This is a genomic window from Nocardioides lianchengensis (genome assembly GCF_900101465.1).
GTDB lineage: Bacteria > Actinomycetota > Actinomycetes > Propionibacteriales > Nocardioidaceae > Nocardioides > Nocardioides lianchengensis.
Window position 1 is genome coordinate 88,453 of record NZ_FMZM01000014.1, and the last position, 25,907, is coordinate 114,359.

25 protein-coding genes are annotated in these 25,907 nt (G+C 72.8%); 4 read left to right on the plus strand and 21 right to left on the minus strand.

The window, feature by feature from the left end; genetic code table 11:
• Positions 1 to 35: 35 nt before the first annotated feature.
• The 13 genes from BLT76_RS22000 to BLT76_RS22060 form a co-directional block, all read right to left on the minus strand.
• Complete coding sequence (locus tag BLT76_RS22000) at positions 36 to 560, minus strand: flavin reductase family protein (RefSeq protein WP_090860452.1); 525 nt, start codon at positions 558 to 560, stop codon at positions 36 to 38.
• Positions 557 to 1,057 carry an NADPH-dependent FMN reductase gene (locus BLT76_RS22005; protein ID WP_090860453.1) on the minus strand — a complete coding sequence of 167 codons (501 nt, stop codon included), beginning with the start codon at positions 1,055 to 1,057 and terminating at the stop codon, positions 557 to 559. The genes BLT76_RS22000 and BLT76_RS22005 overlap by 4 nt, the downstream gene beginning before the upstream one ends.
• Positions 1,054 to 1,764, minus strand: a complete 711-nt coding sequence (locus BLT76_RS22010) for an alpha/beta hydrolase (protein ID WP_090860454.1) — start codon at positions 1,762 to 1,764, stop codon at positions 1,054 to 1,056. Before BLT76_RS22010 ends, BLT76_RS22005 begins: the two co-directional genes overlap by 4 nt.
• Positions 1,765 to 1,766: 2 nt before the next feature.
• Complete coding sequence (locus BLT76_RS22015; RefSeq protein ID WP_090860455.1) at positions 1,767 to 2,345, minus strand: cysteine dioxygenase family protein; 579 nt, start codon at positions 2,343 to 2,345, stop codon at positions 1,767 to 1,769.
• Positions 2,342 to 2,956 (minus strand): enoyl-CoA hydratase/isomerase family protein, encoded by a 615-nt coding sequence (locus BLT76_RS22020; RefSeq protein ID WP_170867202.1) that lies wholly within the window; start codon positions 2,954 to 2,956, stop codon positions 2,342 to 2,344. Before BLT76_RS22020 ends, BLT76_RS22015 begins: the two co-directional genes overlap by 4 nt.
• Positions 2,953 to 4,113: a CaiB/BaiF CoA transferase family protein gene (locus BLT76_RS22025; protein ID WP_090860457.1), complete on the minus strand. Its 1,161-nt coding sequence runs from the start codon at positions 4,111 to 4,113 to the stop codon at positions 2,953 to 2,955. Before BLT76_RS22025 ends, BLT76_RS22020 begins: the two co-directional genes overlap by 4 nt.
• Positions 4,103 to 5,230 carry an LLM class flavin-dependent oxidoreductase gene (locus BLT76_RS22030; RefSeq protein WP_090860458.1) on the minus strand — a complete coding sequence of 376 codons (1,128 nt, stop codon included), beginning with the start codon at positions 5,228 to 5,230 and terminating at the stop codon, positions 4,103 to 4,105. Before BLT76_RS22030 ends, BLT76_RS22025 begins: the two co-directional genes overlap by 11 nt.
• Before the next feature lie 145 nt (positions 5,231 to 5,375).
• A complete protein-coding gene (locus tag BLT76_RS22035; RefSeq protein WP_090860459.1) occupies positions 5,376 to 6,437 on the minus strand; it encodes an ABC transporter ATP-binding protein in 1,062 nt (353 codons plus the stop codon).
• Positions 6,434 to 7,453, minus strand: a complete 1,020-nt coding sequence (locus BLT76_RS22040; protein ID WP_211753150.1) for an ABC transporter ATP-binding protein — start codon at positions 7,451 to 7,453, stop codon at positions 6,434 to 6,436. The genes BLT76_RS22035 and BLT76_RS22040 overlap by 4 nt, the downstream gene beginning before the upstream one ends.
• On the minus strand, positions 7,437 to 8,324 hold the full coding sequence (locus tag BLT76_RS22045; protein ID WP_090860461.1) for an ABC transporter permease: 888 nt from the start codon (positions 8,322 to 8,324) through the stop codon (positions 7,437 to 7,439). The genes BLT76_RS22040 and BLT76_RS22045 overlap by 17 nt, the downstream gene beginning before the upstream one ends.
• Entirely contained in the window at positions 8,321 to 9,391 is a 1,071-nt protein-coding gene (locus BLT76_RS22050) for an ABC transporter permease (RefSeq protein WP_211753152.1), read from the minus strand. Before BLT76_RS22050 ends, BLT76_RS22045 begins: the two co-directional genes overlap by 4 nt.
• Positions 9,388 to 10,938 (minus strand): ABC transporter substrate-binding protein, encoded by a 1,551-nt coding sequence (locus BLT76_RS22055; RefSeq protein WP_090860462.1) that lies wholly within the window; start codon positions 10,936 to 10,938, stop codon positions 9,388 to 9,390. Before BLT76_RS22055 ends, BLT76_RS22050 begins: the two co-directional genes overlap by 4 nt.
• Before the next feature lie 44 nt (positions 10,939 to 10,982).
• Positions 10,983 to 12,335: an LLM class flavin-dependent oxidoreductase gene (locus tag BLT76_RS22060; protein ID WP_090860463.1), complete on the minus strand. Its 1,353-nt coding sequence runs from the start codon at positions 12,333 to 12,335 to the stop codon at positions 10,983 to 10,985.
• Between the two features lie 128 nt (positions 12,336 to 12,463).
• On the opposite strand from BLT76_RS22060, the gene BLT76_RS22065 reads away from it, so the two are divergent.
• Positions 12,464 to 13,330: a LysR family transcriptional regulator gene (locus tag BLT76_RS22065; RefSeq protein ID WP_090860464.1), complete on the plus strand. Its 867-nt coding sequence runs from the start codon at positions 12,464 to 12,466 to the stop codon at positions 13,328 to 13,330.
• A 15-nt stretch (positions 13,331 to 13,345) separates the two neighbouring features.
• Here the strand turns inward: BLT76_RS22065 and BLT76_RS22070 are convergent, their stop codons facing one another.
• From BLT76_RS22070 to BLT76_RS22080, 5 genes are all read right to left on the minus strand, one after another.
• Positions 13,346 to 13,945, minus strand: a complete 600-nt coding sequence (locus tag BLT76_RS22070) for a hypothetical protein (protein WP_090860465.1) — start codon at positions 13,943 to 13,945, stop codon at positions 13,346 to 13,348.
• 58 nt (positions 13,946 to 14,003) lie between these two features.
• On the minus strand, positions 14,004 to 15,221 hold the full coding sequence (locus BLT76_RS22075; protein ID WP_090860466.1) for a pyridoxal phosphate-dependent aminotransferase: 1,218 nt from the start codon (positions 15,219 to 15,221) through the stop codon (positions 14,004 to 14,006).
• 37 nt (positions 15,222 to 15,258) lie between these two features.
• Positions 15,259 to 15,402 carry a hypothetical protein gene (locus BLT76_RS25965; RefSeq protein ID WP_170867203.1) on the minus strand — a complete coding sequence of 48 codons (144 nt, stop codon included), beginning with the start codon at positions 15,400 to 15,402 and terminating at the stop codon, positions 15,259 to 15,261.
• A gap of 112 nt (positions 15,403 to 15,514) precedes the next feature.
• Positions 15,515 to 15,679 (minus strand): Lsr2 family DNA-binding protein, encoded by a 165-nt coding sequence (locus BLT76_RS25970; RefSeq protein WP_170867204.1) that lies wholly within the window; start codon positions 15,677 to 15,679, stop codon positions 15,515 to 15,517.
• Positions 15,680 to 15,756: 77 nt separating this feature from the next.
• Positions 15,757 to 19,647 carry an Ig-like domain-containing protein gene (locus BLT76_RS22080; RefSeq protein ID WP_139175786.1) on the minus strand — a complete coding sequence of 1,297 codons (3,891 nt, stop codon included), beginning with the start codon at positions 19,645 to 19,647 and terminating at the stop codon, positions 15,757 to 15,759.
• Between the two features lie 282 nt (positions 19,648 to 19,929).
• On the opposite strand from BLT76_RS22080, the gene BLT76_RS22085 reads away from it, so the two are divergent.
• Positions 19,930 to 21,105, plus strand: a complete 1,176-nt coding sequence (locus tag BLT76_RS22085) for a sensor histidine kinase (protein ID WP_090860468.1) — start codon at positions 19,930 to 19,932, stop codon at positions 21,103 to 21,105.
• Positions 21,102 to 21,767 carry a response regulator gene (locus tag BLT76_RS22090; protein ID WP_090860469.1) on the plus strand — a complete coding sequence of 222 codons (666 nt, stop codon included), beginning with the start codon at positions 21,102 to 21,104 and terminating at the stop codon, positions 21,765 to 21,767. Before BLT76_RS22085 ends, BLT76_RS22090 begins: the two co-directional genes overlap by 4 nt.
• Here BLT76_RS22090 and BLT76_RS22095 read toward each other — a convergent pair.
• On the minus strand, positions 21,748 to 23,034 hold the full coding sequence (locus BLT76_RS22095; protein ID WP_090860470.1) for a helix-turn-helix domain-containing protein: 1,287 nt from the start codon (positions 23,032 to 23,034) through the stop codon (positions 21,748 to 21,750). The genes BLT76_RS22090 and BLT76_RS22095 overlap by 20 nt on opposite strands.
• A 224-nt stretch (positions 23,035 to 23,258) precedes the next feature.
• Between BLT76_RS22095 and BLT76_RS22100 the strand changes: the two genes are divergently transcribed.
• Positions 23,259 to 23,984: an SDR family oxidoreductase gene (locus BLT76_RS22100; protein ID WP_090860471.1), complete on the plus strand. Its 726-nt coding sequence runs from the start codon at positions 23,259 to 23,261 to the stop codon at positions 23,982 to 23,984.
• 7 nt (positions 23,985 to 23,991) lie between these two features.
• Here BLT76_RS22100 and BLT76_RS22105 read toward each other — a convergent pair whose 3' ends face one another.
• Entirely contained in the window at positions 23,992 to 24,681 is a 690-nt protein-coding gene (locus BLT76_RS22105) for a FadR/GntR family transcriptional regulator (RefSeq protein ID WP_090860472.1), read from the minus strand.
• Positions 24,678 to 25,880: an MFS transporter gene (locus tag BLT76_RS22110; protein ID WP_170867205.1), complete on the minus strand. Its 1,203-nt coding sequence runs from the start codon at positions 25,878 to 25,880 to the stop codon at positions 24,678 to 24,680. Before BLT76_RS22110 ends, BLT76_RS22105 begins: the two co-directional genes overlap by 4 nt.
• Between the last annotated feature and the right edge of the window lie 27 nt (positions 25,881 to 25,907).

The following is a 25,907-nucleotide window of genomic DNA, read 5'->3' on the forward strand; positions in this document are numbered from 1 at the left end:
TACAGCCTTCCGTATGACTCAGGTCACCGGCGCCGTCACCGGCGCGCTGCGCCCCCGTCCTGGTGGTCGAGGAACGTGCCGAACCCGCTGCGGTGGAAGACCAGCGGGCTCCCGACCGCGCCCTCGTGCTCGACGGCGTGCAGCTCCAGCAGGACCAGGACGTGGTCGCCGGCCTCGACCTCGCGGTAGACCGTGCAGTCGAAGCGGGCCAGACCCTCGTCGAGGGTGACCGCGCCGTCCGGGCTGACGGTGTAGGCGAGGTCGTCGAAGCGCCGGTCGACCGGCCCGGCCAGCGCGCGGCAGACCGAGGCGTGGTGCTCGGCGAGCACGGTCACGCCCAGGTGCGACGACCGGCGCAGGTCGGGCCAGGTCTTGGAGGTGTTGGCGAGGTTCACCGACACCAGCGGCGGGTCCAGGCTCACCGAGGTGAACGAGCTGGCGGCGAGGCCGACGGGCCGGCCGTCGACCTCGGCCGCGAGCGCGACGACGCCGCTGGGGAAGATCCCGAAGGCCTCGCGCAGGGCGCTGGGGTCGAGGTCCTGGTTGGTCGTGAGGCTCATGCGGCTCCGTTCAGGAGGGCGGCCACGACGGGCGCCGTGGCGGCGAGCCAGTCGGCGTACGCCGCGGGGTCGTCGTGCCGGGCGTCGACGACGTAGAGGCCCCGGCCGGGGACGGTGCCGCCGATCTCGGTGAGCACCGGCCGCAGCAGCAGCTCCGGCGCGAGCGCGTGGGCCGGGCTCCCGCCCAGCATCAGGGGTACGGAGACGCCGGACAGACCCGTCCCGCCGGCGAACCGGTCGAGGAACAGCTTGAGCAGCCCGGTGTAGGCGCCCTTGTACGTCGGGCTGGCCACGACCACGAGATCGGCCGCTCCCACCTGCCTCACCAGGTCGGCGACGGTCGGGTCGGACCAGTCCAGGATCGCCGGCCCGAGGGTGGCCAGGTCGACGACCAGGTCGGGCTCGGCGCCGCTGAGCTCGCGGGCGACGTGGGTGGCGGCCGCGAGCGTGCGGCTCTGCGGCTTGGGGTTGCCGACCACCACGGCGGTCGTGGTCATCGGCCGGCCGCCGCGGGGACCAGCACGGGAGGCAGGTCACTGCCGAGCTTCAGCGACTCCAGGAAGAGCACGACGGTGGCCGCGACCGAGCGGTGCGAGGCGTCGTTGAGCACGTCGTGGCGGCCGCCCTGGACCAGCCAGACCCGCGCCTGCGGCGCGTCGACGTACGGCGCCACCGCGTCGTCCGCGGGCGTGATCCGGTCGGTCGAGCCGTGCACCACCAGCACCGGCTTGTCGGGCGCGGTCAGCTCGAGCGCGTCCCAGGGCAGCGGCCGGGTCAGCGCGCCGCGCTCGAAGTCGGGGTCGGCGTCGAGGACCGAGCGGTGCACCGGACACGCCGTACGGGCGTCGACCTCGTCCTCCCAGGTCGCGCCGCCGGTCGAGCCGGGCAGCGCCAGGCCGGCGACCACGGCCGCGTCGGCGTCCACCTCGCCGACCAGGGTCGCGGCCAGGGTGGCGCCGGAGTCGGTGCCGACGAGCACCTTCGGCGACGGCAGCGACTCGTCGGCGATCAGCTTCTCGACCTGCGTGCGGGTGCCCTCGAGGTCGTCGAGGTCGACGGGCACCAGGCGGACCCGGTAGGCGTCGGCCGACAGCCGCTTGCCGAAGCGCTGGTACGACGCATCGGTCTCGCCGCGGCCGGGCAGCACGATCAGGGTGCCGCGCGGCGTCGCGCCGGTCGGCTCGTCCCAGGTGGTGACAGTCATCTTCAGGCTCCTGTGTCGTGGTGGTCGGCCCAGCGCGAGGTGAACCAGTGCACCGCGCCGGTGTCGGGGTCGTAGCCGCGGCGCGGCAGGGTGCCGATGTCGGCGCCGTACACGTGGATGCCGACCACCGGCCGGTCACCCCCGCAGCGGACCTGGTGGACGTCGTCGTCGGTGGTGCAGCAGACGGTGACCTGGCCGGCGGTCCACTCGTCGGTCCCCTCCCGCACCAGGGGTACGTCGGGCTCCGCCGGCTTCTCGTAGCGGGTCTCGACCTCGACCCCGCTGTGGATGCCGACGACGCCCCAGGTCTCGTGGCCGTGCACGGGCGTGCCCTGGCCGACGTCCCAGACCGCGCTGGCGATCGAGAAGCCGCCGTCGGCGGCGACGTGCAGCGGATACATCACGTAGCGCACCGGGTCGGGCCGGGTCACCTCCTCCGGCAGCTCCAGGCCGGCGGCCAGGGCGGCCTCCAGCTCGTCGCGGATCCGGGCGGTCAGGGTCCGCTCGTCGAGGCCCTCGGCGACGAGGCCCGCGACGGTGTCGGCGAAGGTCGCGATCCCGGGGACGGTCTGGGTGCTCATGCGGGCTCCTTCGTGAGGGTGCGATCGGCGTAGGCGGCGATCCGCCTCCGGAGACCGGGGGCGGCGACCGAGCGGGCCAGCGCGGCCAGCTCGGCGTCGGCGTCGTGGGGAGGGCGGGTCGGGGACGGTCCGGCCAGGACCGCGGGCAGGTCGGCGGGGACGCCGGTGACGAGCCGGTCGCCCAGCGCGGCCCGTCGTACGACGCCGAGGGCGACGCCGAAGGCCGAGCCCGGGAAGCTCAGCGTGACCGCCGGGTCGACCAGCCGGTGGTCGCAGGCCAGCACCAGGTCGGCGCCCGCCCCGACCGCGGCGCCCTCGGCCACCGCGACCGTCGGGTACGGCGCGGCCAGCAGCCGCTCCAGCAGCAGCCCGACGCGCAGGAAGCGCAGCGCCAGCGACGCGTCGGTCTCCGCCCCGAGCCCGCCCAGGTCGAAGCCGGCGGCGAAGTGCCGGGCGTTGCCGCGCAGCACCAGCGCCCTCGGGCGGGCGGCCTCGGCCTCGTCGAGGACGGCGTGCAGCGCCTCGACCAGCTCGGCCGAGAGCGCGTTGGCCCGCTCGGGGCGGTCCAGGGTCGCCGTCCACACCTCGCCGCGGTCGAGTCGCACGCTCACGCGGGCACCCACTCGGCGTGCACCTCGGGATGGCCGCCCAACGCGGGGGCGCCACGGTCGAGCCGCGGCCCGAGCCCGGAGATCCGGACCGGGTAGACCACGGTCGACACCTCCCCGGCGACCGGCACCTCGACCCGGCCCACGAGGCCGGTGGCCTCGACGTGCGGGTCGGCGAGCACCTCGCCGAAGGTGTTGACCGGGCCGCTGGGCACCCCGCGGGCGCGCAGCTCGGTGAGCCAGTGGTCGCGCTTCTCCTCGGCGAACCGCTCCTGCAGCAGCCCGGCCAGCTCGCGCTGGTGGGCCACCCGGTCGGCCTGGGTGACGAACCGCGGGTCGGTCACGAGCTCGGGCCGCCCGACCACGTCGGCCACGGCCGCCCAGAGCCGGTCGTTGCCGGCGGCGACGGTGAAGTCGCCGTCCGCCGCCGAGAACCCCTGGTACGGCGCGTTGCGCGGGTGCGCGGTCCCGAGCCGGCCGGGCTCGCGGCCGGAGCCCCAGTACTCGCTGGTCTGCAGCGCGGAGACCCCGAGCAGGCAGTCGAGCATGGGGACGTCGAGGCGCACCGAGGTGCCGGACCCGCGGACCTGCGGCAGCATCGCCGCGATCGTGTAGGCGGCGTAGAGACCCGCGGTGAAGTCGCCCACCGGCACGCCGGCCTTGACCGGTCCGCCGTCGGGCTCGCCGGTCACGCTCATCAGCCCGGACATGCCCTGGACGACCACGTCGTAGGCGCCGTCGTTGACGTAGGGGCTGGTCAGCCCGTAGCCCGAGATCGACGCGTAGACCAGGCCGCGGTGACCGGCCGCGACCTCGTCGTACCCGAGGCCGAGGCGGTCGAGCACACCCGGGCGGTAGTTCTCGACCACCACGTCCGCGGCCGCGACCAGCGCTTGCACGGAGGCCAGCTGGTCGGGGTCCTTCAGGTCCGCGACCACGCTGCGCTTGTTGCGGTTGACCGAGGCGAAGTTGTGGCTGAACGAGCCCCCCGAGCCGTCGTGGGCGAACGGCGGCCAGGCCCGCATCTGGTCGCCCGTGGGCGGCTCGACCTTGACCACGTCGGCGCCCAGGTCGGCCAGGAGCATCCCGGCGAACGGCCCGGCCGCGACGTGAGCCAGCTCGACGACCCGGACGCCGGCGAGGGGGAGCTCAGGAGGCACGCGCGGTCGTGGCCCGGTGGGCCAGCTCCTGGCGGACCAGCGGCAGCAGGTCGCGGCCGTAGTCGATCGCGTCCTGGAGCGGGTCGTAGCCGCGGATCAGGATGGTGTTCACGCCGATCTCGACGTAGTCGACCAGCGCGGCCGCGACCGTCTCGGGCGAGCCGACCAGGGCGGTGGAGTTGCCGCCGCCGCCGACCGCCTTGGACGTGGGCGTCCACAGGCAGCGGTCGTGCAGGTCGCCCTGCTCGGCCACGGCCAGCAGCCGCTGCGAGCCGGCGTTCTCGGGGCCCTTGCCCGGCGGGTGCAGCTGGCCGACCCGCTCCTTGAAGTGCGCGCCGACGACGCCGTTGATGGTGTCGAGGATGCCGTGCGCGCGCTCCCACGCCTCGGCGTCGGTGCGGCCCAGGATCGGGCGCAGCGACACCGACACCCGCGGGCGGCGGGTCCGGCCGGCCTTCGCGGCCTCGGCCTCGATGGTGGCGATCTGCTCGGAGGTCCCGGCGAGCGGCTCGCCCCAGAGCATGTAGGTGTCCGCGTGCTTCGCGCCGACGGCGTACGCCGGGACCGAGCTGCCGCCGAAGAACAGCTCGAGGTGGCGGCCGTCGTACGGCATCACCTGGGGGGTGAAGCCCTCGAACCGGTAGTAGGTGCCGTCGAAGTCGCGCGGGCCGGGGGTGTCCCAGGCGCCCCGGAGGATCTGGAGGTACTCGTCGGTGCGGGCGTAGCGCTCGTCGTGGGGGACGTAGTCGCCCTCGCGGCGCTGCTCGACGTTGCTGCTGCCGGTGACGATGTTGAGCGCCACCCGCCCCTTGCTGAAGTGGTCGAGGGTGGTGAAGGTCCGCGACGCCAGCGTCGGGTGCACGACGCCGGGCCGGTGGGCGACCAGCAGGCCGAGCCGCTCGGTGTGGGCGGCGGCGTACGCCGCGACCTGGGTGCCCTCCGACCAGCCCGAGCCGTAGCCGATCAGGACCCGGTCGAAGCCGCCCTCCTCGTGGGCCTGCGCGAACCGCGCGGTGTAGTCGGCGTCGATGACCGGGCCGCTCGCGGGCCGGATCTCGGAGCCGTCGGCGGTGCCGATCATGCCGAGGATCTCGACATCGTCGTACTGCGTGGTCATATCAGCTTCTCTCTTCGTGGAGGAGTGGAAACGGTGGTTGAGGAGGTCGCCCTGCGACCGTCTCGAAACCCGGTGAGCCGGGAGTCGGCGGCGATCAGAGCCCTGGGTCGGGTGCGGGGGTTTCGAGACAGGACTTCGTCCTTCCTCAACCACCGTCGGTGGTGTCGTCGGAGGTGAGCTGCTCGCGCCAGCGGCCGGCGACGTGGCAGGCCGCCTCACGCTCGCCGTCGAGCGGCACCGGGTCGGGCTGCTCGGTGCACGCGTCGTGCGCGAACCGGCAGCGGGGGGCGAAGACGCAGACGCCGTGGGCCGGCCACTCGCGGCCGCCCGGCTCGGGGCGCAGCTGCTCGGGGCGGAGCCGGTCGACCCGTACGACGCTCGGCGCCGAGGCGGTCAGCAGGCCCGTGTAGGGGTGCGCGGGCCGGCCGAGGACGGCCTGCACCGGACCCTGCTCGACCACCCGGCTGCGGTAGAAGACCGCGACCCGGTCGGCGATGCCGGCCAGCGAGCTCAGGTCGTGGGCGATGATCACGACCGCGAGGCCGAGCTCGGTGCGGAGCCGGTCGAGCAGGTTCAGCACCAGGTTGCGGTTGGAGACGTCGAGGGCCGAGACCGGCTCGTCGCAGAACAGCAGCTGCGGCCGGGTCGAGATGGCCCGGGCCAGCGAGACCCGCTGGCGCTGGCCGCCGGAGAGCTCGCGCGGCCGGCGGCCGGTCACGCTCTCCGGGTCGAGCCCGACCAGGCGCAGCGACTCGGCCACCCGGTCGGCCCGCTCGCGGCGCGGCAGCGTGCCGGCGACGTCGAGCGGCTCGCGCACGATGTCGCCGATGGTCAGGTCGGGGTCCAGGGAGCGCAGCGGGTCCTGGAAGACCAGCTGCACCTGCCCGGACCGGCGGAAGTCGCGCAGCGCGCGGCCGCGCAGCCCGCCCATGTCCTGGCCGGCGAACTCGATCCGCCCCGCGGCGGGCCGGACCAGGCCGACCGTGGCCCGGGCCAGCGTGGTCTTGCCGGAGCCGGTCTCGCCGACGATGCCGACGATCTCGCCGGGCCGGACCTCGAGGCTGGCGTCGGTCAGGGCCGCGCCGGTGCCGAGGTTGACCCCCTTGCGCGGCGGCGCGTAGGACACCGACAGGCCCGTGACCCGCAGCAGCGGCGGCACCGGCGGGGTCGACTCCACAGTGGCGGACACCTCCTGGGTCGCGGTCATGCGGACACCTCCTCGAGAGCGGACTCGGTCAGGACCTCGCCGAGCCGGGCGCAGCGCGCGGACCGGCCCTCGGTCTCCAGGTCGACCAGCGGGACCGGGCCGGCCACGCACGCGGCGGCGGCGTACCGGCAGCGCGGGGCGAAGCGGCAGCCCGGCATCCGCTCGCCCGCGGCGGGCGGCTGGCCGGGGATCACGTCGAGGGTCCGGCGCTCCCAGTTGCCGATGGTCGCGACGTCCATCAGCGCGCGGGTGTAGGGGTGCTGCGGGTCGCCCAGCACCTCCGCGGTCGGACCGCTCTCGACCACCTGGCCGCCGTACATCACGAGGATCCGCTCGCAGGTCTCGGCGACGACGGCGAGGTCGTGGGTGACCAGCAGCAGCGAGAGCCCGTGGGTCTCCCGCAGCCGGCGCAGCAGCTCGAGGATCTCGGCCTGGATCACCACGTCGAGCGCGGTGGTCGCCTCGTCGGCGATCAGCAGCTCCGGCTCGCAGGAGACCGAGATGGCGATCAGGACCCGCTGGAGCATGCCGCCCGAGAGCTCGTGCGGGTACTGGTGGAAGACCGACTCCGGCTCGTGCAGGCCGACCTCGGTGAAGAGCTCCACCGACCGCCGGTGCGCGGCAGCACGGGACAGGCCGGCCTTGACCCGCAGCTGCTCGGCGAGCTGGTGGCCCACGGTCAGCGAGGGGTTGAGGTAGGAGGCGGGGTCCTGGAAGACCGCGCCGAGGCGGACCCCACGGACCTGGTCCCAGGTCGACCGGCGCGCGCCGGTCAGCTCGACGGCGTCCGCGCCGTCGCCCAGGACGATCCGGCCGTGGTCGATCTCGCCGGTGGTGGGCAGCAGGCCGAGGACGGCGCGGCAGGTCAGCGTCTTGCCGCTGCCGGACTCGCCGACCAGGCCGACGGCCTCGCCACGGCCGATCTGGAACGAGACGTCCTGGACGGCGACCAGGTGGTCGCCGACCGAGACCTGGAGGTCGCGGACGTCGAGGACGCGCTCAGGAGACAACGGCACCGGACCGCTCCTTCCGGGAGGTCGCAGGGGTACGGCGGCGCCGGCGCGCGGAGGTGCCCGCCCCGGTCGCGTCGCGGATGGCGTCGGCGAGCAGGTTGAGGGACCCGACGGTCGCCATCATCAGCAGGCCGGGGAAGACCGGCGCCCAGGTCTGCTGGGTGAGGTAGCCGAGGTCGGAGGCGAGCATCCCGCCCCAGGTCGGCGCGGGCGGCGTGACGCCGAGGCCCAGGAAGGACAGCGACGCGACCACGAGCAGCGCGGCGCCGGCGGCCTGGGCGGAGGTGACGGCCACGTTGGGGAGCACCTTGGTCCAGATGTGGGTGCGCAGCGTCCACCACTGCGAGGCGCCCATCAGCTCGGCGGCCTCGACGTACTGCTGGGTGCGCAGGCCGAGGGCGACCGCGCGGGTGACCCGGAAGAAGATCGGGCTGATCAGCACCCCGATCGCGAACATCGCCTGCTGCAGCCCGTTGCCGAGCGTGCCGGCGACGGCGATGGCGAAGACGGTGAAGGGGAGGATGACCAGGGTGTCGCTGATCCGCAGGGCCAGCCACTCCAGCCGGGGGCCCACCCAGGCCGAGGCCAGGCCGGTCGGGACGCCGAGGACGGCGCCGATGACGACCGCCTCCGCGGCGCCGATCACCGACAGCCGGGTGCCGGCCATCAGTCGGCTCAGCACGTCGCGGCCGAGGTAGTCGGTGCCGAGCAGGTGGTCGCCGCTGGGGCCCTCGAGCACCCGGTCGGTGTACTGCTTGAGTGGGTCGTGGGGGGCCAGGGCCGAGCCGAAGACCGCGAGGAAGGCGACCCCGGCCAGCACGACCAGGGCGAACCTGGCGGTCGGGATGGCCCAGAGACGGCGCAGGGTGCTCATCGGGCCGCCCTCCTCGCGCTGCCCTGCCGGGCCAGCGGGTCGAGCGCCTTCTGCAGCACGTTGATGACGAGGCTGGCCGCGACCACGATCACGGCGGTCACCAGCAGCGTCCCGAGCACGACGGGTACGTCGCCCTTCTCCGCGGACTGGAGCGCGAGCTGGGCGATGCCGGGCAGGCCGAAGAGCTTCTCGGTCATCACGGCGCCGCCGATGATCAGCGGGATGGCCAGGCCGATGACCGCCAGCGTCGGACCGGCGGCGTTGCGCAGGACGTGGCCGAAGAGGACCCGGGAGCGGCCGAAGCCGCGCATCTGCGCCCCGACCGCGTAGTTCTCCCGCAGCGAGCCGACCAGCGAGGTCCGCAGCTGGCGGGCGATGGAGGCGGCGACGTCGAGGCTCAGCGCGAGCCCGGGCAGGATCGCGAACCGCAGCCACTCGAGCGGGTCGACCGTGATCGGCACGTAGCCGCCGGCGGGCAGGGCCTGGAGCTTGACCGCGAAGACCACGATCAGCGCCATGCCGATGACGAACGGCGGCAGGGTGCCGAGCAGCGAGCAGACCAGGGTCACGGCCCGGTCGAAGATCCCACCGTTGCTCAGCGCGGCGCCGATGCCGGCGCCGCCGCCGATGAGGATGGCCAGCACCAGGGCCAGCGCGGCGATCGACAGGTCGACCGGCAGCGCCTGCCGGATGCTGTCGGAGACCGGGATCGTGGTGAACCAGGACCGGCCGAGGTCGCCGCCGAGCGCGTTGCCGACCCAGGAGAAGTACTGCACGACGAGCGGCCGGTCCAGGCCGAACTCGGCGTTCAGCCGGTCGATGTCGGCCTGGGTCGCGGTCTCGCCGAGCGCGGCGGCGGCCGGGTTGCTGTCGCTCAGCGCGCCGAGCGCGAAGGTGATCACCGAGGCCAGGAACAGCACGGTCACGGTCACGAGGGCCGTGCTCGCCAGCGAGCGCAGGAACGGGAGCGCCCGGCGCGCGCGGGAGTCCGCGCGCACCGCGCCGTCGCCCGGGACCGGCACGCCGGGTGCCGGCTCGGTCGCCGGCGCGGTCACGGTCAGGCTCACGACACGGTCACGCCCTCGAAGCGGCGCAGGCTCGGCGACGCCGGCAGCTCGGAGACGCCCTTGCGGATCACGATCGTCGGCATCAGCTGCAGGAAGGTGTTCGGGAAGGTCGTCACGGCGATCCTGGTCGCCTCCTGCAGCAGCCCGGCGTACTCGGGGCTGTCGGTGGGGGTCTGCTTGACCTTCTCCAGCTGCGCCTCCAGCTTCGGGTCGGTCTGCCGCGCCGGGTTCATCAGGCCCTCGGCGCCGAACAGCACCTGGAAGGCCTGCACGGGCGACTCGCGGCCCGCGAAGCCGTCGTACGTCAGGGCCTTGGAGTGCTCGAGGTAGACGAGCTGGGTGTGCTGGGTCTGCGGGATCGTCTCGATGGTCGCGTCGATGCCGACGTCCTTCAGCTGCGCCTGGATCAGCTCGACCGCCGGGGCGGACTGGCCGGAGCTGGTGAAGACCGCCTTGACCGGCGAGGTGTGACCGGCGTCGGCGAGCAGCTGCTTGGCCTTCTCGGGGTCGTAGGCGTAGACGTCGGCCAGCTCCTCGTTGTAGCCCACGTAGCCGGGCGGGAACGGCTGGTAGTTGACGTCGCCGACGCCGAAGCCGACGACCTCCTTCAGCTTCTCGCGGTCGATGGCGAACTTCATCGCCTCGACGACCGCCGGGTCGTCGAACGGCGCCATCGAGGCGTTCACGTCGAGCACGCTGACGAACATCGAGTCGATGACCTGGACGTCGAGCCCGGCGGCCTCGGCCGCCTCGACCTGGGCGCCGCTGATCCGGGCCAGGTTGAACTGTCCCGACTGCACGCCGGCGACCACGGTCGCCGGGTCCTGCTGCGGGTAGAGCTCGAGCGCCTTGATGGTGATCTCGTCGGCGGCGAAGAAGTTCGGGTTCCTCTTCAGGCTCGCGTGGTCGTTCTGGACGTACGACGTCACCGCGAACGGTCCCGAGCCCGCGGGCTGGGTGGCGAGCGCGTCGACGTCCTTCTCGAACGCGGCCGGGTTCACGACCATGCCGGTCTTCCCGGCGAAGAGCAGCGGGTACTGGTAGTCGACCTCGGTCAGCTCGATCACCACGTCGAGCTCGCCGGAGGCGGCGACCGACTTGATGGACTTCATCTGCGGCGCGATCAGCGACCCGTCCTGGCTGCGCCCGCGCTCGATCGACTTGGCGACCGCCGCGGCGTTCAGCGGGGTGCCGTCGCTGAACTTCAGGCCGGAGCGGAGCGTGAAGGTCACGGTGGTGCCGGCGGCGTCGTACGCCCAGGACTCGGCGAGCCACGGGACGGCGTTGCCCTGCTCGTCGAGCGCGGTGATCGGGTCGTAGGCGAGGGCCAGCATCTGCACGTCGGAGCCGGCCGAGGAGGTCACCGGGTCCCAGGTGGTCGGCAGCTGCCAGGCCCAGGTCAGGGTGTTCGTGCCGGAGCCGCCGCTGCTGCCGGACGAGCCGCCCCCGCAGGCTTCGAGGCTGAGGACCAGGCCCGCGGCGAGGCTGAGGCCGAGGAAGCCCCGGCGGGACTGGGTGGCGGCGAGGGGCGTGCGGGTGCGCGTCATGGTGCGGCGTCGGCCTTTCGATCGGGTGGAGGAGGACGGGGCTGTCAGGCGGGGTTCGCCGCGCGGGCGGCGGTGTGCCGGTTGACAGGCACGGGCAGCCCGAGATGCCCGCGCAGGTGGGTGGAGTCGTAGTCGGTGCGGAAGACGCCGCGCTCCTGCAGGATCGGGACGACCTCGTCGACGATCCGGCGGAAGTTGGCGGGGTGGTCGAGGCCGATGTTGAAGCCGTCGCAGGCGCGGGCCTCGAACCACTCGACGAGCTTGTCGGCGACGGTCGCGGCCGAGCCGACGAACTCGCTCTTGCGGAAGCCGCGGGTGGCCTCGACGGCCTGCCTCAGCGTCCAGCCGTGGTCCTCGGCGCGCTGGGTGATCGCCTTGGCCTGGGTGTAGAACGACCGCTCGCCGTGCACCAGGGCCTCGGCCGGGAACGGCGCGTCCAGGTCGTACTGGGTGAAGTCGTGCCAGCCGAAGGGCCGGCCGAACTCGCGCAGCGCCGCCCCGAAGGTGTGGTCGCGGTCGTTGTTCGCGGCCTCGATCTCGCGGGCCTCCTCGTCGGTGTCCCCGACGACGACCTTGATCCCCGGCATCACCACGAGGTGGTCCGGGTTCCGCCCGAACCTGTCGCGGGCGCGGGTCTTGATGTCGTCGTAGAACGACTGGCCGCTCGGGATGTCGGGGGCGAAGGTGAAGATGCCCTCCCCCACGCTGGCGCCCAGGTCGCGGCCCTGGTCGGAGTCGCCGGCCTGGAAGATCACCGGGCCGCCCTGGGCGGAGCGCTCCAGGTTCAGCGGCCCGCGGACCTTGAAGTAGGTGCCCTCGTGGTTGAGCACGTGCTGCTTGTCGGGGTCGAGGAAGCGGCCGGTGGCGCGGTCGCGCGGGAAGGCGTCGTCCTCGTAGGAGTCCCACAGGGCGCGCGCGAGCTCGACGTACTCGCTCGCGCGGCCGTAGCGGGTGTCGTAGTCGTAGTGCTCGTCGAGGCCGTAGTTGCCGGCGGTGCCGGCGTCGCCGGTGGTGACGACGTTCCAGCCCGCCCGGCCTCGGCTGATCAGGTCGAGCGAGCCGAGCCGGCGGGCCAGGTTGAAGGGGCTGTTGAAGCTCGTCGTGGCCGTGCCGACCAGGCCGATCCGGCTGGTCTGCGTGGCCAGCGCGCTCAGCAGCGTCAGCGGCTCCAGCCGGTTGAGGTAGTGGGGCGGCGAGAACGGGGTGATGAACTGGCTGTCGACGATGAAGACCAGGTCGAACCGCCCGCGCTCGGCCAGCTGGGCCATCTCGACGAACCAGTCGATGTTGACGCTCGCGTCGCCCGGGATCTCGGGGTCGAGCCAGAGCGTGTGGCCGCCCGGGCCCCCGGTGCCGTACGGCACGGCGCCCAGGTGGATCTGCCTCGTCGCGGTCATGTGCACCCTTCCTGACCTCGAATGAACTTTCTCTATCAATCTAGTCGGGTTTGAGCAGGCACTCCAACGCCGGTTCGTGATGCGATCCATCACCGGGCGTGATCAATAACCGTAGTAACCTGATGGACATGGATCGCTCGCTCGACATCGGACCGCTGCGCAGCCTCGTCGCGGTCGCCGACTGCGGCGGCTTCCAGCGGGCCGCCGAGCGGCTGCACCTCAGCCAGGCCGGCGTCAGCCAGCACGTACGACGCCTCGAGGCCGCAGTCGGTCGGCCGCTGGTCGAGCGGCACGGCCGCGGCTCACGGTTCACCGCCGACGGGGAGCGGCTCCTCGACCGCGCCCGGCAGATCCTGGAGCTGCACGACGAGACGCTGCGCGGGTTCGTCCTGGGCGCCCAGCAGGACGTGCTGATCGGCTCGACCGAGCACGCCGCCGCGCACCTGCTCCCGACCCTCTCGGCCGCTCTCGAGCGGGCCAGCGACTACCGCTTCCGCTACCGGATCGACCGCGGCACCCAGCTCCGCGAGGGCCTGGCCGCCGGCCAGGTCGACCTGGCCCTGCTGCTCAACGTGGTCGACGACCCCCGCGCGGTCCACGTCGGCGAGCTCGAGCTGACCTGGTACGCCGCCCCCGGCTGGCGGGTCCCGACCGCGCCCGACCCGGTCCCCGTGGTCGCCTTCTCCAGCCCCTGCGAGCTGAGGAAGCGGGCCCTCGGGACGCTGGCCGAGCACGGCGTACCGGCCGAGATCGGCGCCGAGGCGACCCAGCTGGCCGGCGTCCAGGCCGCTGTCGGCGCCGGGCTGGGCGTGGCGCTGATGGCCACCATGGGCGAGACCCCCGCCGGGCTGGTCCCCTGCGACGCGCTGCCCGTGGCCGAGCCGCTCGCCCTCTACGTCTGCCCGCGCGCCGACCTGGCCGACGAGGTCGTGCAGGTCGCCGTCGACACGATCCGGCTGCTGCTCAGCGGCCCGCGGCTGGCGCTCGCCCAGTAGCCGCCGGGCACCGCGTCAGCCGGTGACGCAGTGGTGCCAGAAGAACTGGCCACTGGCGTTCGAGACCGAGAATCCCAGTCGGTCGAAGGCGATCGGCGTGAAGGGGTTGGCCCCGGTGTAGTCGGACGTGAACTCGTACTGGTTCGCGCTGCCGTCGGCCCAGCCGTACTCGTCGTGCGCGGCGATCCACGTCAGCTCCAGGGTGGTCGGCAGTCGCCCGTCGCGCCGGTTGCAGTCGTCGATGGCCGCCTGGAAGCTCGACGGACCGGATGCGGCCCGGCGCACGCAGCCGCCGAAGACGCGCTCCTCGCCGGCCGCACAGGCGGTGGCCAGCCGGGATCGGGGCACCGAGCCGGCGGCCAGGTCGGCGCCGGACAGCGTCCCGTCCCGTACGTCGGCGCCGGTGACGCTCCCGTCCCGGAGGTCCGCCCCGGTCACCGAGCGGTCGCGCAGGTCGCGGCCGGTGACCGTGCCGTTGCGGATGTCCTGGCTGCGGATGGTGTTGTCCGCGATCTGGCGCGAGGTGATCAGGCCGGCGGCGTACCCCGTGCCGCTGGTGGCGACGACGAGGGCGAGGACGGCGACGACGAAGGAGGGCGAGAGACGGGGGCGCATCTCGGCACCCTAGGAAGCCGGTCCGGGAGCCCGATATGGCCCGGACGGGTCATGCGCGTCAGGCCCGCTTGGTGGCCAGGAAGTCCGCGATCCGGCCGATCGCCTCCTCCAGCACCTTCGCGTCCGGCAACGTGACCAGGCGGAAGTGGTCGGGGCGCGGCCAGTTGAAGCCGGTCCCGTGCGTCACCAGCAGCTTCTTGGCCCGCAGCAGCTCGATCACGAACGACTCGTCGTCCTCGATCGGGTAGACCTCCGGATCGAGGCGCGGGAAGCAGTAGAGCGCGCCGCGCGGCTCGACACTGCTGACGCCGGGGATCTCGTTGAGCAGCCGGCTGGCGAGCTTGCTCTGCTCGTAGAACCGCCCGCCGGGGACGATCAGCTCCTCGACGGACTGGTAGCCGCCGAGCGCGGTCTGGATGGCGTGCTGCGCCGGCACGTTCGCGCACATGCGCATGTTGGCCATCAGCACCAGGCCCTCGAGGAAGTCGGCGGCGACCTCGCGTGGACCCGAGATCATCAGCCAGCCGGCGCGGTAGCCGCAGACGCGGTAGGCCTTGGACAGGCCGCTGAAGGTCAGGCACAGCACGTCGGCCCCGCCGTACGTCGCCGCATGGTGGTGGACCGCGTCGTCGAACAGGATCTTCTCGTAGATCTCGTCCGCGAAGACCACCAGTTGGTGGCGCCGGGCGATGTCGACCAGGCCGCGGACGACGTCCTCGCTGTAGACCGCACCGGTCGGGTTGTTCGGGTTGATGATCACCAGGCCCTGGGTGTGCTCGGTGATCCGCGACTCGACGTCGGCGAGGTCGGGGTTCCAGCCGTTGGTCTCGTCGCATTCGTAGTGCACGGCCGTGCCGCCGGCCAGGGTGACCGCGGCCGTCCACAGCGGGTAGTCCGGCGCCGGCACCAGGATCTCGTTGCCCGGGTCGACGAACGCCTGCAGCGCCATCGTGATCAGCTCGGAGACGCCGTTGCCGATGAAGACGTCCTCGACCGTCACGTCCTTCAGGCCGTGGCCCTGGTAGTAGTGGGCGACCGCGGTCCGGGCCGAGTAGATGCCCTGCCCGTCGCTGTAGCCCTGGGCGTCCGGCAGATGGTGCACCATGTCGGCGACGATCGCGTCCGGCGCCGCGAAACCGAACGGCGCGGTGTTGCCGATGTTGAGCTTCAGGATCCGGTGGCCCTCGGCCTCCAGGCGCTGGGCCTCCACCAGGATCGGTCCCCGGACGTCGTAGCGGACGTTCTGCAGCCTGCGGCTCTGCCGGATCTCACGCACGTCGTCATCCTCCCAGCCCGGGGGCCGGGGATCGGCGCTACCCCAGGCCGAGGAAGGCCGCGACGGTGCCGGCCACGGGGATGACCCAGAGCAGGGCGGTGGCGAAGAGGTCGCCGTCCACCCGAGGTCGCTGGTCGCCGTTCGCTCGCTGCGGGTGGTGCTCGAGGGCCGAGGTGGTCATGACGCCTTCCGTCGCTGTCGTGGTGCCGTCGGAGGGCTCGGTATCCGCACGGCCGACGATCCACGCGCCGCGGCTCCCGAACCACCCGTGCGGGCGAGGCGGGGTCGCACCATCACGACCCGGGGTGCGCCCTCCGGTAGAGCTCGTAGACGAACCGGGGCAGCCCGCCCTTGGGGGCCACCTGGATGCCCTGCTGCAGCGCCCAGGCCCGGACCAGCCTGGTGTCGGTGCCGGCCCGCGCCTCGTCGTACGGCGTCGGGGCTGACGCTCGCTCCATCCTGACCTCCTCGGTGACGAGAGGGAGGGCCCCACCGACGGCGGTGGGGCCCTCCCGGGTGTTCCGTGCTCGCCGGGTCAGCGGCGCTTGACGACCTTGACGGTCACGGTCGTGCTGCTGGCGGCGACGTTGCCGTTGCCGGCGTACCGGACGGTCAGCTTGCGGGTGCCCCTGCTCAGCCGGGGCAGCCGCAGGGTGACCTTGCCCGCCTTGACCGTGCCGGCGGCCAGGGTCTTCCCACCCCGCAGGACCACGACCCGACCGGTGGCGGCGACCCCCGGGACGGTCACGGCGACCGTCACCCGGGGACGGGTCCCGGCCTTCGGCCGCTTCGGCGCGACCTTGGCCTTCACCGAGGAGCGAGCCTTCGCGATCGCGACGGTCGTGGAGGACGACGACGCGGCGTGGGCGTCGTCACCGCTGTAGGCGACGGTCAGGGCGTGGCTGCCCGCGCCCAGCGCCGTGCCCGGGACGGTGATCCGGGCCCGGCCGCCGGCGACGGCCGCCGTACCGAGGACCCGGTCGCCCTCCCTGAGGGTCACGGTGCCGGTGGGCGTCGTGCCGCTCACCGTGGCGACCACGGTCGTGGCCCGGCCGTAGGTGCCGCGTACGGCGGGCGCGGACACGGTCGTCGCGGCTGGGGCGACGTACTGCTTCTCCACGAACGGCACCAACCTGGCCTGCTGCGGACCGTGGGCCAGGTACTTGATGTCGTTCTTCCAGAAGCCGCGGTTGTTCTTCGCCTCCCGGACGATCCCGCGATCGATCTGAACGTTGGCCAGCGCCGAGGAGTACTCGATGACGATGTCGTTCTTGCCGTCGACGAGGTAGTCGCTCACGTCGGCGACCGGCTTGATCCAGCTGACGCCACCGGTGTACTCGTCGGCGCCCACGAGCGGGACCTGGGTGCCGGTGCCGTCGTCGATGGTGGGCTTGCCGACCCCGCCGACGTCCTTCTTGACCTTCGTCGGGTTGGTCGAGACGTGACCGCCGACCTTGGTGCCGTTGATCCACACCTCCATCGACTCCTCCAGCGTCGGGCCGAAGTCGAGGTAGGCGCCCGACGCGGTGTCGGCGTCCCAGTCGAAGCTGGCCTCGTAGTGACCCGTGCCGGAGACCGCCTTGCCGACCTGCGGGATCTGGTCCCACGTCTTCAGGGTGCTCAGCTCCACGTCGATGTCGGTCTTCACCGTGGAGGTCTTGCGGTTCGTCGTGGTGAGCCCGTCGATGGTCTCGGTGCGGGTGAGGTCACCCGCCGTGGCGTTCGGACGCCACGAGGAGACGGTCAGGTCCCAGTCGGTGATGTCGCGGGCCGCGGGAACGGTGACGGCGTCGGTGTAGGTCCTGCCGTCGCTGAGCCGGGTGGTGACGTCGCCGCTCTCGGTGGCTCGTACGGCGACGCCGCCGCCGACCGCACGGGCCGAGTCGGCGTTGGTCGAGACGATGTGCAGCTGCTCGGTGTCGACCTTCTCGAAGGCCAGCAGGTCGATGTCGTTCTGGTCGACGTCGACCGGGACCACGGTCCGGCCGTCCTCCCAGCGGTAGTCGGCCAGCTCGGTGACCTCACCGGTCCAGGCGTCGATCCGGTAGGGCACGAACTGCCCGTCGACCTCGACGTCGGTCTTGATGTTCTTCCCGAACTTCAGGTTCCGGATCTCCGGGCGGTGGCTGTACTGGTGGTACTCGTCGTCGCCGTAGTTGTAGAGGTAGACGAAGCGGTTGCCGTCCGCGTCCTCGCGGGTCTGGTTGAGCAGCTGCAGGTTCGGCTCCTCGTAGCCCGTGTACGGCTCGACCCCGAGCTCCTGCAGCTTCTCCAGGACGTTGTCGTCGTACCCGCCGGGGACGGCCTTCTCGATGTCGATGTCGTCGTAGATCGTCGCCACCCGGACGGTGTCGAGCGTCTTCAGCTCGTCGACGACCTTCTTCAGCGCGCCGTCCTTGCCGTCGTTGTACGGCGTCCGCGAGGCGGCGTCCTCGAGGATGACGACCTTCAGACCCTTCTTGCCCCAGCTGAGGAGCCGCTTGGCGCCCTCGAGGTCGAGCCAGTCCTGGTAGAGCACGACCGCCTGGTAGCCGGCCTTCTCGATCGTCTTGGTCTCCTCGTCGAACGAGACGTCGTCGTCGAAGAGGAACCGCGGGCTGAAGTAGTCGTAGGTGTAGCCGTTGTCCTGCAGCTCGGTGGACCGGTAGTAGATGCCCTGGTGTGCCAGCTGCCAGTTCATCTGGCTGATGTCGCTGCCGACCCCGTTGCGGAACTGCGAGCCGTGCACCCACTTCTGGCTGATGAAGCCGACGTCGGTCCGGCTCCGCCCGGTCTGCATCAGCTGCTGGACGCGGCCCAGGTGCGCGTTGAACTCGTCGTAGTCGCGGGAGCCCGGGTTGCGCGAGCCGAGGTTGTGGAACGTCGAGGCGCCGAAGCGTCCCGCCGTGTAGCCCGGCCACTGGAAGTTCCCGTAGCCGTAGCCGGCGCCCCAGATGTGCCAGATCATCCGCTGGAAGCCGGCGGCGTACGTCGAGTAGGCGTCGCGCAGGTGCAGCTGGCGCGTCGCGTTGTACGACGGCACGCCGGCACTGGACTCGGACGAGAGGACTTTGTTCTCGAGCTTCGAGCCGCCGGTCCACTGCCGGAAGACGTCGACCTGGTTGTACTGGTTGAGGTTCTCGGCCTCGGGATAGTCCACGTCCATGATCGGCTCGGACATCTCGATCTCCTTGCCGTAGGAGATCTGTGCGCGGGTCTCGATGCCCACCGAGTTCAGCCACTTCTTCAGCGGCTGGAGCATCCGCTCGCGGTAGAGCTGCGTCTGCACGTCCAGGAAGTCGTTCACGATGCCCTGGCGGCGCTGCTCCGCGTCGGCGAGACGGTAGGTGCCCTGGGTGGCGACCGAGTTGTACGGCAGGTCGAAGGTGGACACCACGCCGTTGATGAGGAAGAGGTACGGCCGGACGTCGTAGCCCTTGCGCTTCTGGAACTCCGTCGCCATGTCCTCGGACCAGAAGGTGAAGCCGGACCCGTGCTCGATCTCGAGCGAGTCCATGAACAGCTGGACGTCGCCCTTCGCGATCTTCTCGCGCAGCGCCGGGTCGGCCAGGTAGTGCTCCTCCCAGAAGGCCTTCAGCGCGTCGACGCCCCGGGTGTCGAAGTAGTTGGTCGTGTAGCTCGGCACCGCGGCCGGGCTGGAGGTCTCGTAGGTGCCCTGCGTCCAGGTCGCGAAGACGCGGTAGGTGCCGTCGGCGGGCGCCGTCCAGCTCAGCCCCTGCGTCCAGACGTCCGCTCCCTGCGTCGCCGTGAGGTTGACGTAGCTGTCGGGATCGACGGTGTTGCCCTCGGTGACGCGGTAGGCGTAGGCGTTGACGAACTTCGCGCCGTCACGTCGACCGCTCACCGCGGGTGCCGGCAGGGCCGTCAGGGAAGCCCCCGGGGCCACGGTGGCGGTGCCCTGGATCAGGCCCTGCATGGCGGACTGGCTGGCCGGGTCGAGACCCGGCACGTTGGACGTGGCCCAGTTGGTGCCCGAGGTCAGGTAGACCGCCATGCCCAGGTCGAGCATCTTGTTCATGACGAGGTTCCACTTGTGGGTCCACATCGCGGAGCCGTAGGCGTAGTCGGCGTCCGGCGCGTTGTCGGTCTGCATGCACAGCTCGACCCCGCGGAAGCCGGCGTCGTACAGCGCCTGGATCTCCTCCAGGAGCGTCTCGTCGGTGTGCGCGGCCTCGCCGAGCCACCAGCGGACGTCGCTGCTGTAGACCCGGTCCGGGTCGACGTACTGGCTTTCGAGGTGCTGGGCGAACGCCGAGCTCTCGGTGCTGGCGGCCGTCCGGATCCCGCTGGCCGCCGACGACGCGAACGCCGTGGCCGGAGCGGGCGGGGCCGCGGTGGCCCCTCCCGGGCTCCCGAGGGTGAGGGCCGAGAGGCCCAACGACAGGGTCAGCGCCGCCGCGCCCGTCGCTCGTGTCCTGCTGCGCATGCTTCGTGCTCGCTCTCTACTGAGGTGAAACGTTCGGGCCTTCAGGGCGTCGTGCGCGATCAAATCCGACCTGGACTGCGCAGACATGATTTGAACGTTTCAGAGGTGCGGCCAGCGTGACGGCCATCACCCCACCTCGGCAATGCCGCCCGCGACAGAGTCCGGGCGCTCCGCTGTCGCCGACGACAGAGTCGGCGGCGAACGCCTTGGCCCCGGGTCGCGGACGAGTAGGGTCGGACCTCCCTCACGTGCCGGACCTGACCTGGGAGGCTCTCCGCGCCCATGGCAGTCAGCTCCGCCGCCACCTCCGACGCTCGACCGACCTGGCGTCCTCACCTCGTCGACACGGCGCGCGCGCTGGCGGTCCTGGCGACGACCTTGGTCGGCCGCAGCGCCGACGACACGCTGCGCCTGGCACTTCCGTCCACCTGGATCCAGTGCCTGGTCTTCGTGACAGCGGCTTTCGTGCTGGTGGCTCGACGGCTCCCTCTCGTCGCGCTCGGCGCCACCGCCGTCCTCGACGCACTGCCGTTCTGGCTGGACATCGGGGGAGCCGGCTACCACCTGGCCCTGATGATCGCGGTGTACGTCGTGGTCGCCCACGAACCGTCGCGCCAGGCCCGTCGCGCGTTCGGCCTGGTCCTGGTCCTCCAGGTCGTCCTGATGGCCTGGGACATGGGCTGGCGCTGGAACTCGATGTTCGTCGTCCTGGCCGCGCTCTCCGTCACCTTCCCGGCCGCCCTCGGGCTGGCGGCACGATCGCGCAGCGAGGCCACCGAGGCGCTCCGCCAGCGGGCCGTGGCCGCCGAGCGCTCCCGGGACGCCGACGCCCGCCAGCTCCTGGCCGAGGACCGGCTCCGGACTGCGCGCGACCTGCACGACTCGGTCGCGCACCAGATCGCCGTCATGAACCTCAACGCCGGGGTGGCCTCGCGGTCCCTGCGCGAGCGTCCCGACGACGCGGAGCTCGCGCTCGTCACGGTCCGCGAGGCCGGCCGGGCCGTGATCTCGTCCATTTCCGACCTGCTCACCAGCCTGCGCGAGGCGTCGTGGCACGACGTCGTACCCCGGCACGACCTGGCCGACCTCCGAGTGCTCGTTGACGAGTTCGGGACCCTGCTGCCCGGCCTCTCCGTCTCGTACGACGACGCGGCGCCCGACCCCACGCAGGCGGTGGATCCTGTCCTCTACGCCGTCGTCCGCGAGGCGCTGACCAACGCCTACAAGCACGGCCGGCACGAGGCGGCGGTCGACGTCCGGGTCCGCCTCGGCCGCCGGTCGTCCTGCGTCCGGGTGACCAATGCGTCCCTCGATCGGAGCCCGACCATCACCGAGGGGTTCGGCCTGCGCGGGATGCGCGAGCGGGTCGTCGAGGCGGGCGGCAGGCTGTCCGCGACCACCGACGGCGACCACTTCACCCTCGAGGCCGAGGTGCCCGGGAGCGGGGAGGGACCGTGATCGAGATCCTCGTCGTCGACGACCAGGGGCTGATCAGGAACGCCGTGCGCGACCTGGTCGCCCAGGAGGCCGACCTGCGACTGGTCGGGTCCGCCGAGAACGGCATCGAGGCGGTGCGGATGACGCGGGACCTACGACCCGACGTCGTGGTGATGGACGTCCGGATGCCGCTGCTCGACGGCATCGAGGCGACCCGGATGATCACGCACGACCCGGAGCTGGGCGACGTACGGGTGCTGATCCTCACGACCTTCGACGACGACCCCGACTACGTGGTCCGCGGGGTGCAGAGCGGCGCGTCCGGGTTCGTCGGCAAGAGCGCCGAGCCGGACGTGCTGGTGGCGGCGATCCGGACCGTCCACCAGGGCGACGGGCTGCTGTCCCCGCGCGCGACCCGGCACCTGCTCGACCGGCACGCGGGCGCCCCGGTCTCCGGCGAGGTGCACCCCGACCTGGCCCGGCTCACCGAGCGCGAGCTCGACGTCCTGCGCCACGTGGCGGAGGGTCGGACGAACCAACAGATCGCCGACCGGCTCGGCATCACCGTGCTCACCGTCAAGACCCACATCAACCGCACGATGGCCAAGGTCGGGCGGCACGACCGGTCGCAGCTCGTGGTGCTGGCCTACGAGACCGGGCTGGTCATCCCGCACTACCGGTGAGCTCGTCGAGCACCGCCGGCGCCAGGTCGACGACGGTCAGCGCGGCCCAGGTCTCCAGGCGCGACTCCTGCAGGCGCCGTCCACGCAGGCGCTCGAACCGCTCGACCCGGTAGGCCACCGTCGTCGGGGCCATCCCCAGCTCCTGGGCGACCGCTTGGCGGCTCCCGCCCGAGCGGAGGAACAGCAGCAGGGTCTGGCGGAGCTCGACCGACCGGGCGTCCCGGCCCAGGACGCCCGTGAGCTCGCGGGATACCAGGTCCCGGGTGGCGGCTGGATCGGCCAGTAGGGCGGACACCAGCAGCACGTCCGCGTGCAGCGCCGGCCCCGGCCGCTGGGCGACGGCGGCGACGCTGGCGGCCCGCCGCGCCTCGGCGTACCCCTGCGCGACACCGGGGGCTCCGGGATGCGGGTCGCCGAGGGCCACCGTCAGTCCGTCGGGTACGACGACCGCGCGCAACCGGTCCAGCTCGGGGCCCGTGACCGGCTGGGCCCGCGACCACCACAGCAGCGTCTCGGGGGTCCGGGCGGCCGTCACGAGGGTGCAGCCGGGCAGCAGCGCGGACACCTCCCGGGCGAACCGGACGACGCGCGGATCGTCGGTGCCGGTCGACCCGGCGACCGTCGCGACCAGGTGGTGCCCGCCGAGCCGGACGCCGACCAGCTCCTCGTCCTCGCCGATCGACTCCCCGTCCACCAGCCGCCCGACCGCCTCCCGGCGCCGCGCCGCCCGCTCGTCGGACCAGGTGCCCGCGTCGTCGTACGCCGCCAGCAGGACGCGGGTCGCCCGCTCGGAGTAGCGCGCCAGGCGCAGCAGGTCGTCCCACGCACTCCGGTCCGGGGCCTCGGCCAGGTCGTCGCCGCGGGCCGTCGCGACCACGGCCTCCTGCACGAGGCGGTGCAGCCGCCAGACCGCCTCGACGAGGACGGTCGACGACACGCCCTCCCGGGCCAGCAGCCGGGCGTCGTCCAGCGCCGCCTCCGCGACCCGCAGCTCCGCGACGCCCCGCCCCTCGTGCAGCTGCAGCAGGAGGGAGAGCAGCTCGGTCTCGATCCCCCGCGACCCGGTCCGGCCGCCCCCGCTCCGCCGCAGCTCCGCGTGCAGCCCGGCGCCCGACTCGGCCGCCCAGGCCACCGGCCCCGGCCCGAGGACGGCGAGCGCGCGCGCGAGCACGTCCGGCGCTGCCGAGGAGCGTGCGACCTGGTTGCTCCGCGGCCGGAGCCGGGTCGTCCAGGGCTCCCGGACGAGGGCCATCTGCTGGGCCACCACCGGCTAGTGCCTGGGTTCGGAGGGGCCGTTGTGACGCATGCCACCAGTACACCCGGAGCCGGCCCGCGCCGCGTCAACCCAGGACGGGAAGCTGGCGTACTGCGACCGCAGTACGCCGTGGACGACGACTTGCCCCTCACACTGACGTCAGGTCCTAGCGTCGCCACGACGGGCCGGAACCGGCCCGTCGTCCCGAGAGAACCCACGCCAGGAAGCCAGGACCCATGAACGTCACCGACCAGATCGCCCTCGTCACCGGAGCCAACCGCGGCATCGGCCGCCAGTTCGTGCTCGAGCTCCTCGAGCGCGGCGCGAGCAGGGTCTACGCCACCGCCCGCCGCCCCGAGACCCTCGACTTCGACGACGCCCGCGTCGTCCCGCTGCGGCTCGACCTGCTCGACCACGACTCGGTGGTCGCCGCCGCGGCCGAGGCGAACGACGTCACGCTGCTCGTCAACAACGCCGGCATCTCGACCGGCGCCGGCCTGGTCACGGGAGACCTGGCCGACATCCGCCGCGAGATGGACACCCACTTCTGGGGGACCCTCGACATGGTCCGCACGTTCAGCCCGGTGCTGGCCGCGAACGGGGGCGGCGCGATCGTGAACGTCCTGTCCGCGCTCTCGTGGTTCGCCGCTCCCGGCTCCGGCGCCTACGCCGCCGCCAAGGCCGCCGCGTGGAACCTGACGAACGGCGTACGCCTCGAGCTCGCGGGGCAGGGCACCCTCGTCCAGGGCGTCCACCTCGGCGCCGCCGACACCGACATGATGGCCGGGTACGACGGCCCGAAGATCGACTCGCGCGACGTGCCGCGCCGCGCGCTCGACGGCCTGGCCGCCGGCGCGATCGAGGTCGTCGTGGACGACTGGAGCGCGATGGTGAAGGCGTCGCTCGCCGGCGACCCCGCGCCGTTCTACGCGCAGATCACCCAGCTGCTCGGCGCGAGCTGAGCGAGGCTCAGCCCAGCTCGTCGATCATCGGCTGCAGCAGGGCCGACATGGTGTCGGCGGCGCCGGTCCCGTCCTGGGCGACGATCGCGTCCACCAGGTCCTGGTGCAGCTGGGCCAGGTGGTCGGTCTCGGACGCGACGTCGTCGACCAGCACCTCCTCGAAGACCGACAGCAGGCCGGCGTACACCTCGACGAGCAGGGTGTTGTGGGTGGCTCGGACGACGGCCAGGTGGAGGGCCGAGTCGGCCTGCACCCGGGCCGCCTCGTCCCCCGAGACCCAGGCCTCCTGCCGCGCCCGGACGAGCTCGAGCAGCGTGGTCACGTCGGCCTCGTCGCGCCGCCCGGCGGCGATCCGCGCCGCGGCGGCGTCGAGGACGAGCCGGAGCTCCAGGCCCTCCCGCCGGGGGATGCTGGCGGCGCGCCGGCTCATCGAGGCGCTGACGTCCGAGGTCGAGACCACGAAGGTGCCCCGCCCCTGCTCGCGCCGCAGCAGGCCGGCCTGGACCAACGAGCCGATCGCCTCGCGCACCGTGTTGCGGCCCGCTCCCGACCAGGCGACGAGCTCGGCCTCGACGGGGATCTTGCTGCCGACCGGCCAGGCGCCGTCGGTGATCTGCGCCCGGAAGAGGTCGGTGACCCGCGAGCCGAGCGCCGACCGTTCGAGGTGGCCGCCGGCGGCCGGGTCGGGCGAGGTCACCCGCCGGACTCTAGCGATCCCCGGCTGGCGAACCACCCGGACACCGCCGTGATCACGAGGGTGGCGAGCAGGAGGAGGTACGCCGCGTCCCAGCCGCCGGTGAGCTGGTTCAGCGCGCCGAGGGTCAGCGGCCCGAGGCAGCCCACGCCGTACCCGACGCCCTGGACGAGCCCGGAGAGCCGGCCGGCGCGCCGCGCGTCCTGGGCCGTCGAGGCGATCAGGACCAGGCAGAGAGGGAAGGTGCTGACCCCGAGCCCGAAGGCGAGGGCCCAGACCACCGCGCCGGCCGCGGGCGCGGCGAGCATGCCCAGGTAGCCGACCGCCATCAGCACCGTGCAGGCCAGCGCGATCGGGAAGGTGCTGCGCAGCCGGGCGGCCAGCGCCGGTACGGCGAAGGCCCCGACCAGGCCGAGGCCCGCGAACCACGACAGCATCAGCGCGCCGGTCGTCGCGCTCGTGCCCGCGTCGCGCAGCATCGTCGGGAACCAGGTGACCAGCGTGTAGGTGTGCAGCGTGGTCATCGACATCAGGCCGATCAGCCCCAGGACGACCGGCGTCCGCCACCAGCCCGGCTCCGCCGCGACGGGCTCGGCGGCGGTCCGCTCGACGGCGCGCGTGCGGACGGCGACGACGACCCACAGCGCGGCGCCGGCCCCGGTCAGCACCGCCCAGGCGCCGGCCGCCGTACGCCAGCCGAGCGCGTGCGCCAGGGGCAGGGACATCAGCGGCGCGACCAGCTGCCCGACCTGCAGCAGCACCAGGTAGAGCAGGCTGATCGAGCGGACCCGGTCGGGGAAGTGCTCCCGGACGATCGGGATCAGGATGACGTTCGAGGCGCCGACCCCGAGGAACGCGACGGCGCTGGCGACGAGCAGGGCGGCCGGGGACCAGGCGACCGCCCGCAGCACGATCCCGGCGGTCGTCGCGAGCAGCGCGACCGCCGCGGTCCGCTCCAGCCCCAGCCGTCGTACGACGCCCGGCGCCGCGAAGGCGGCAGCCGCGAAGCACCCGGTCACGATCGACCCGATCGCCCCGGCCACGACCGGCCCGAAGTCGAGCGTCCTGCCCGCCGCGTCGGTGAGGACGGCGAAGCCGGTCACCGCCGTCCTCAGGTTGAGGGCCGTCAGGACCAGGGCGACGAGGACCGCCCCGCGGACCGACGAAGCGGCGACCAACGGGCGGGTCTGCGTAATAGTCACCAGCAGAGGTAATCATGGGATGATGGG

Bases quoted from the DNA above. Each gene is read 5' to 3' on its own strand.
- BLT76_RS22000 (WP_090860452.1), bottom strand. From the start codon at position 560: ATGAGCCTCACGACCAACCAGGACCTCGACCCCAGCGCCCTGCGCGAG.
- BLT76_RS22005 (WP_090860453.1), bottom strand. From the start codon at position 1,057: ATGACCACGACCGCCGTGGTGGTCGGCAACCCCAAGCCGCAGAGCCGC.
- BLT76_RS22010 (WP_090860454.1), bottom strand. From the start codon at position 1,764: ATGACTGTCACCACCTGGGACGAGCCGACCGGCGCGACGCCGCGCGGC.
- BLT76_RS22015 (WP_090860455.1), bottom strand. From the start codon at position 2,345: ATGAGCACCCAGACCGTCCCCGGGATCGCGACCTTCGCCGACACCGTC.
- BLT76_RS22030 (WP_090860458.1), bottom strand. From the start codon at position 5,230: ATGACCACGCAGTACGACGATGTCGAGATCCTCGGCATGATCGGCACC.
- BLT76_RS22035 (WP_090860459.1), bottom strand. From the start codon at position 6,437: ATGACCGCGACCCAGGAGGTGTCCGCCACTGTGGAGTCGACCCCGCCG.
- BLT76_RS22045 (WP_090860461.1), bottom strand. From the start codon at position 8,324: ATGAGCACCCTGCGCCGTCTCTGGGCCATCCCGACCGCCAGGTTCGCC.
- BLT76_RS22055 (WP_090860462.1), bottom strand. From the start codon at position 10,938: ATGACGCGCACCCGCACGCCCCTCGCCGCCACCCAGTCCCGCCGGGGC.
- BLT76_RS22060 (WP_090860463.1), bottom strand. From the start codon at position 12,335: ATGACCGCGACGAGGCAGATCCACCTGGGCGCCGTGCCGTACGGCACC.
- BLT76_RS22065 (WP_090860464.1), top strand. From the start codon at position 12,464: ATGGATCGCTCGCTCGACATCGGACCGCTGCGCAGCCTCGTCGCGGTC.
- BLT76_RS22070 (WP_090860465.1), bottom strand. From the start codon at position 13,945: ATGCGCCCCCGTCTCTCGCCCTCCTTCGTCGTCGCCGTCCTCGCCCTC.
- BLT76_RS25965 (WP_170867203.1), bottom strand. From the start codon at position 15,402: ATGACCACCTCGGCCCTCGAGCACCACCCGCAGCGAGCGAACGGCGAC.
- BLT76_RS25970 (WP_170867204.1), bottom strand. From the start codon at position 15,679: ATGGAGCGAGCGTCAGCCCCGACGCCGTACGACGAGGCGCGGGCCGGC.
- BLT76_RS22080 (WP_139175786.1), bottom strand. From the start codon at position 19,647: ATGCGCAGCAGGACACGAGCGACGGGCGCGGCGGCGCTGACCCTGTCG.
- BLT76_RS22085 (WP_090860468.1), top strand. From the start codon at position 19,930: ATGGCAGTCAGCTCCGCCGCCACCTCCGACGCTCGACCGACCTGGCGT.
- BLT76_RS22100 (WP_090860471.1), top strand. From the start codon at position 23,259: ATGAACGTCACCGACCAGATCGCCCTCGTCACCGGAGCCAACCGCGGC.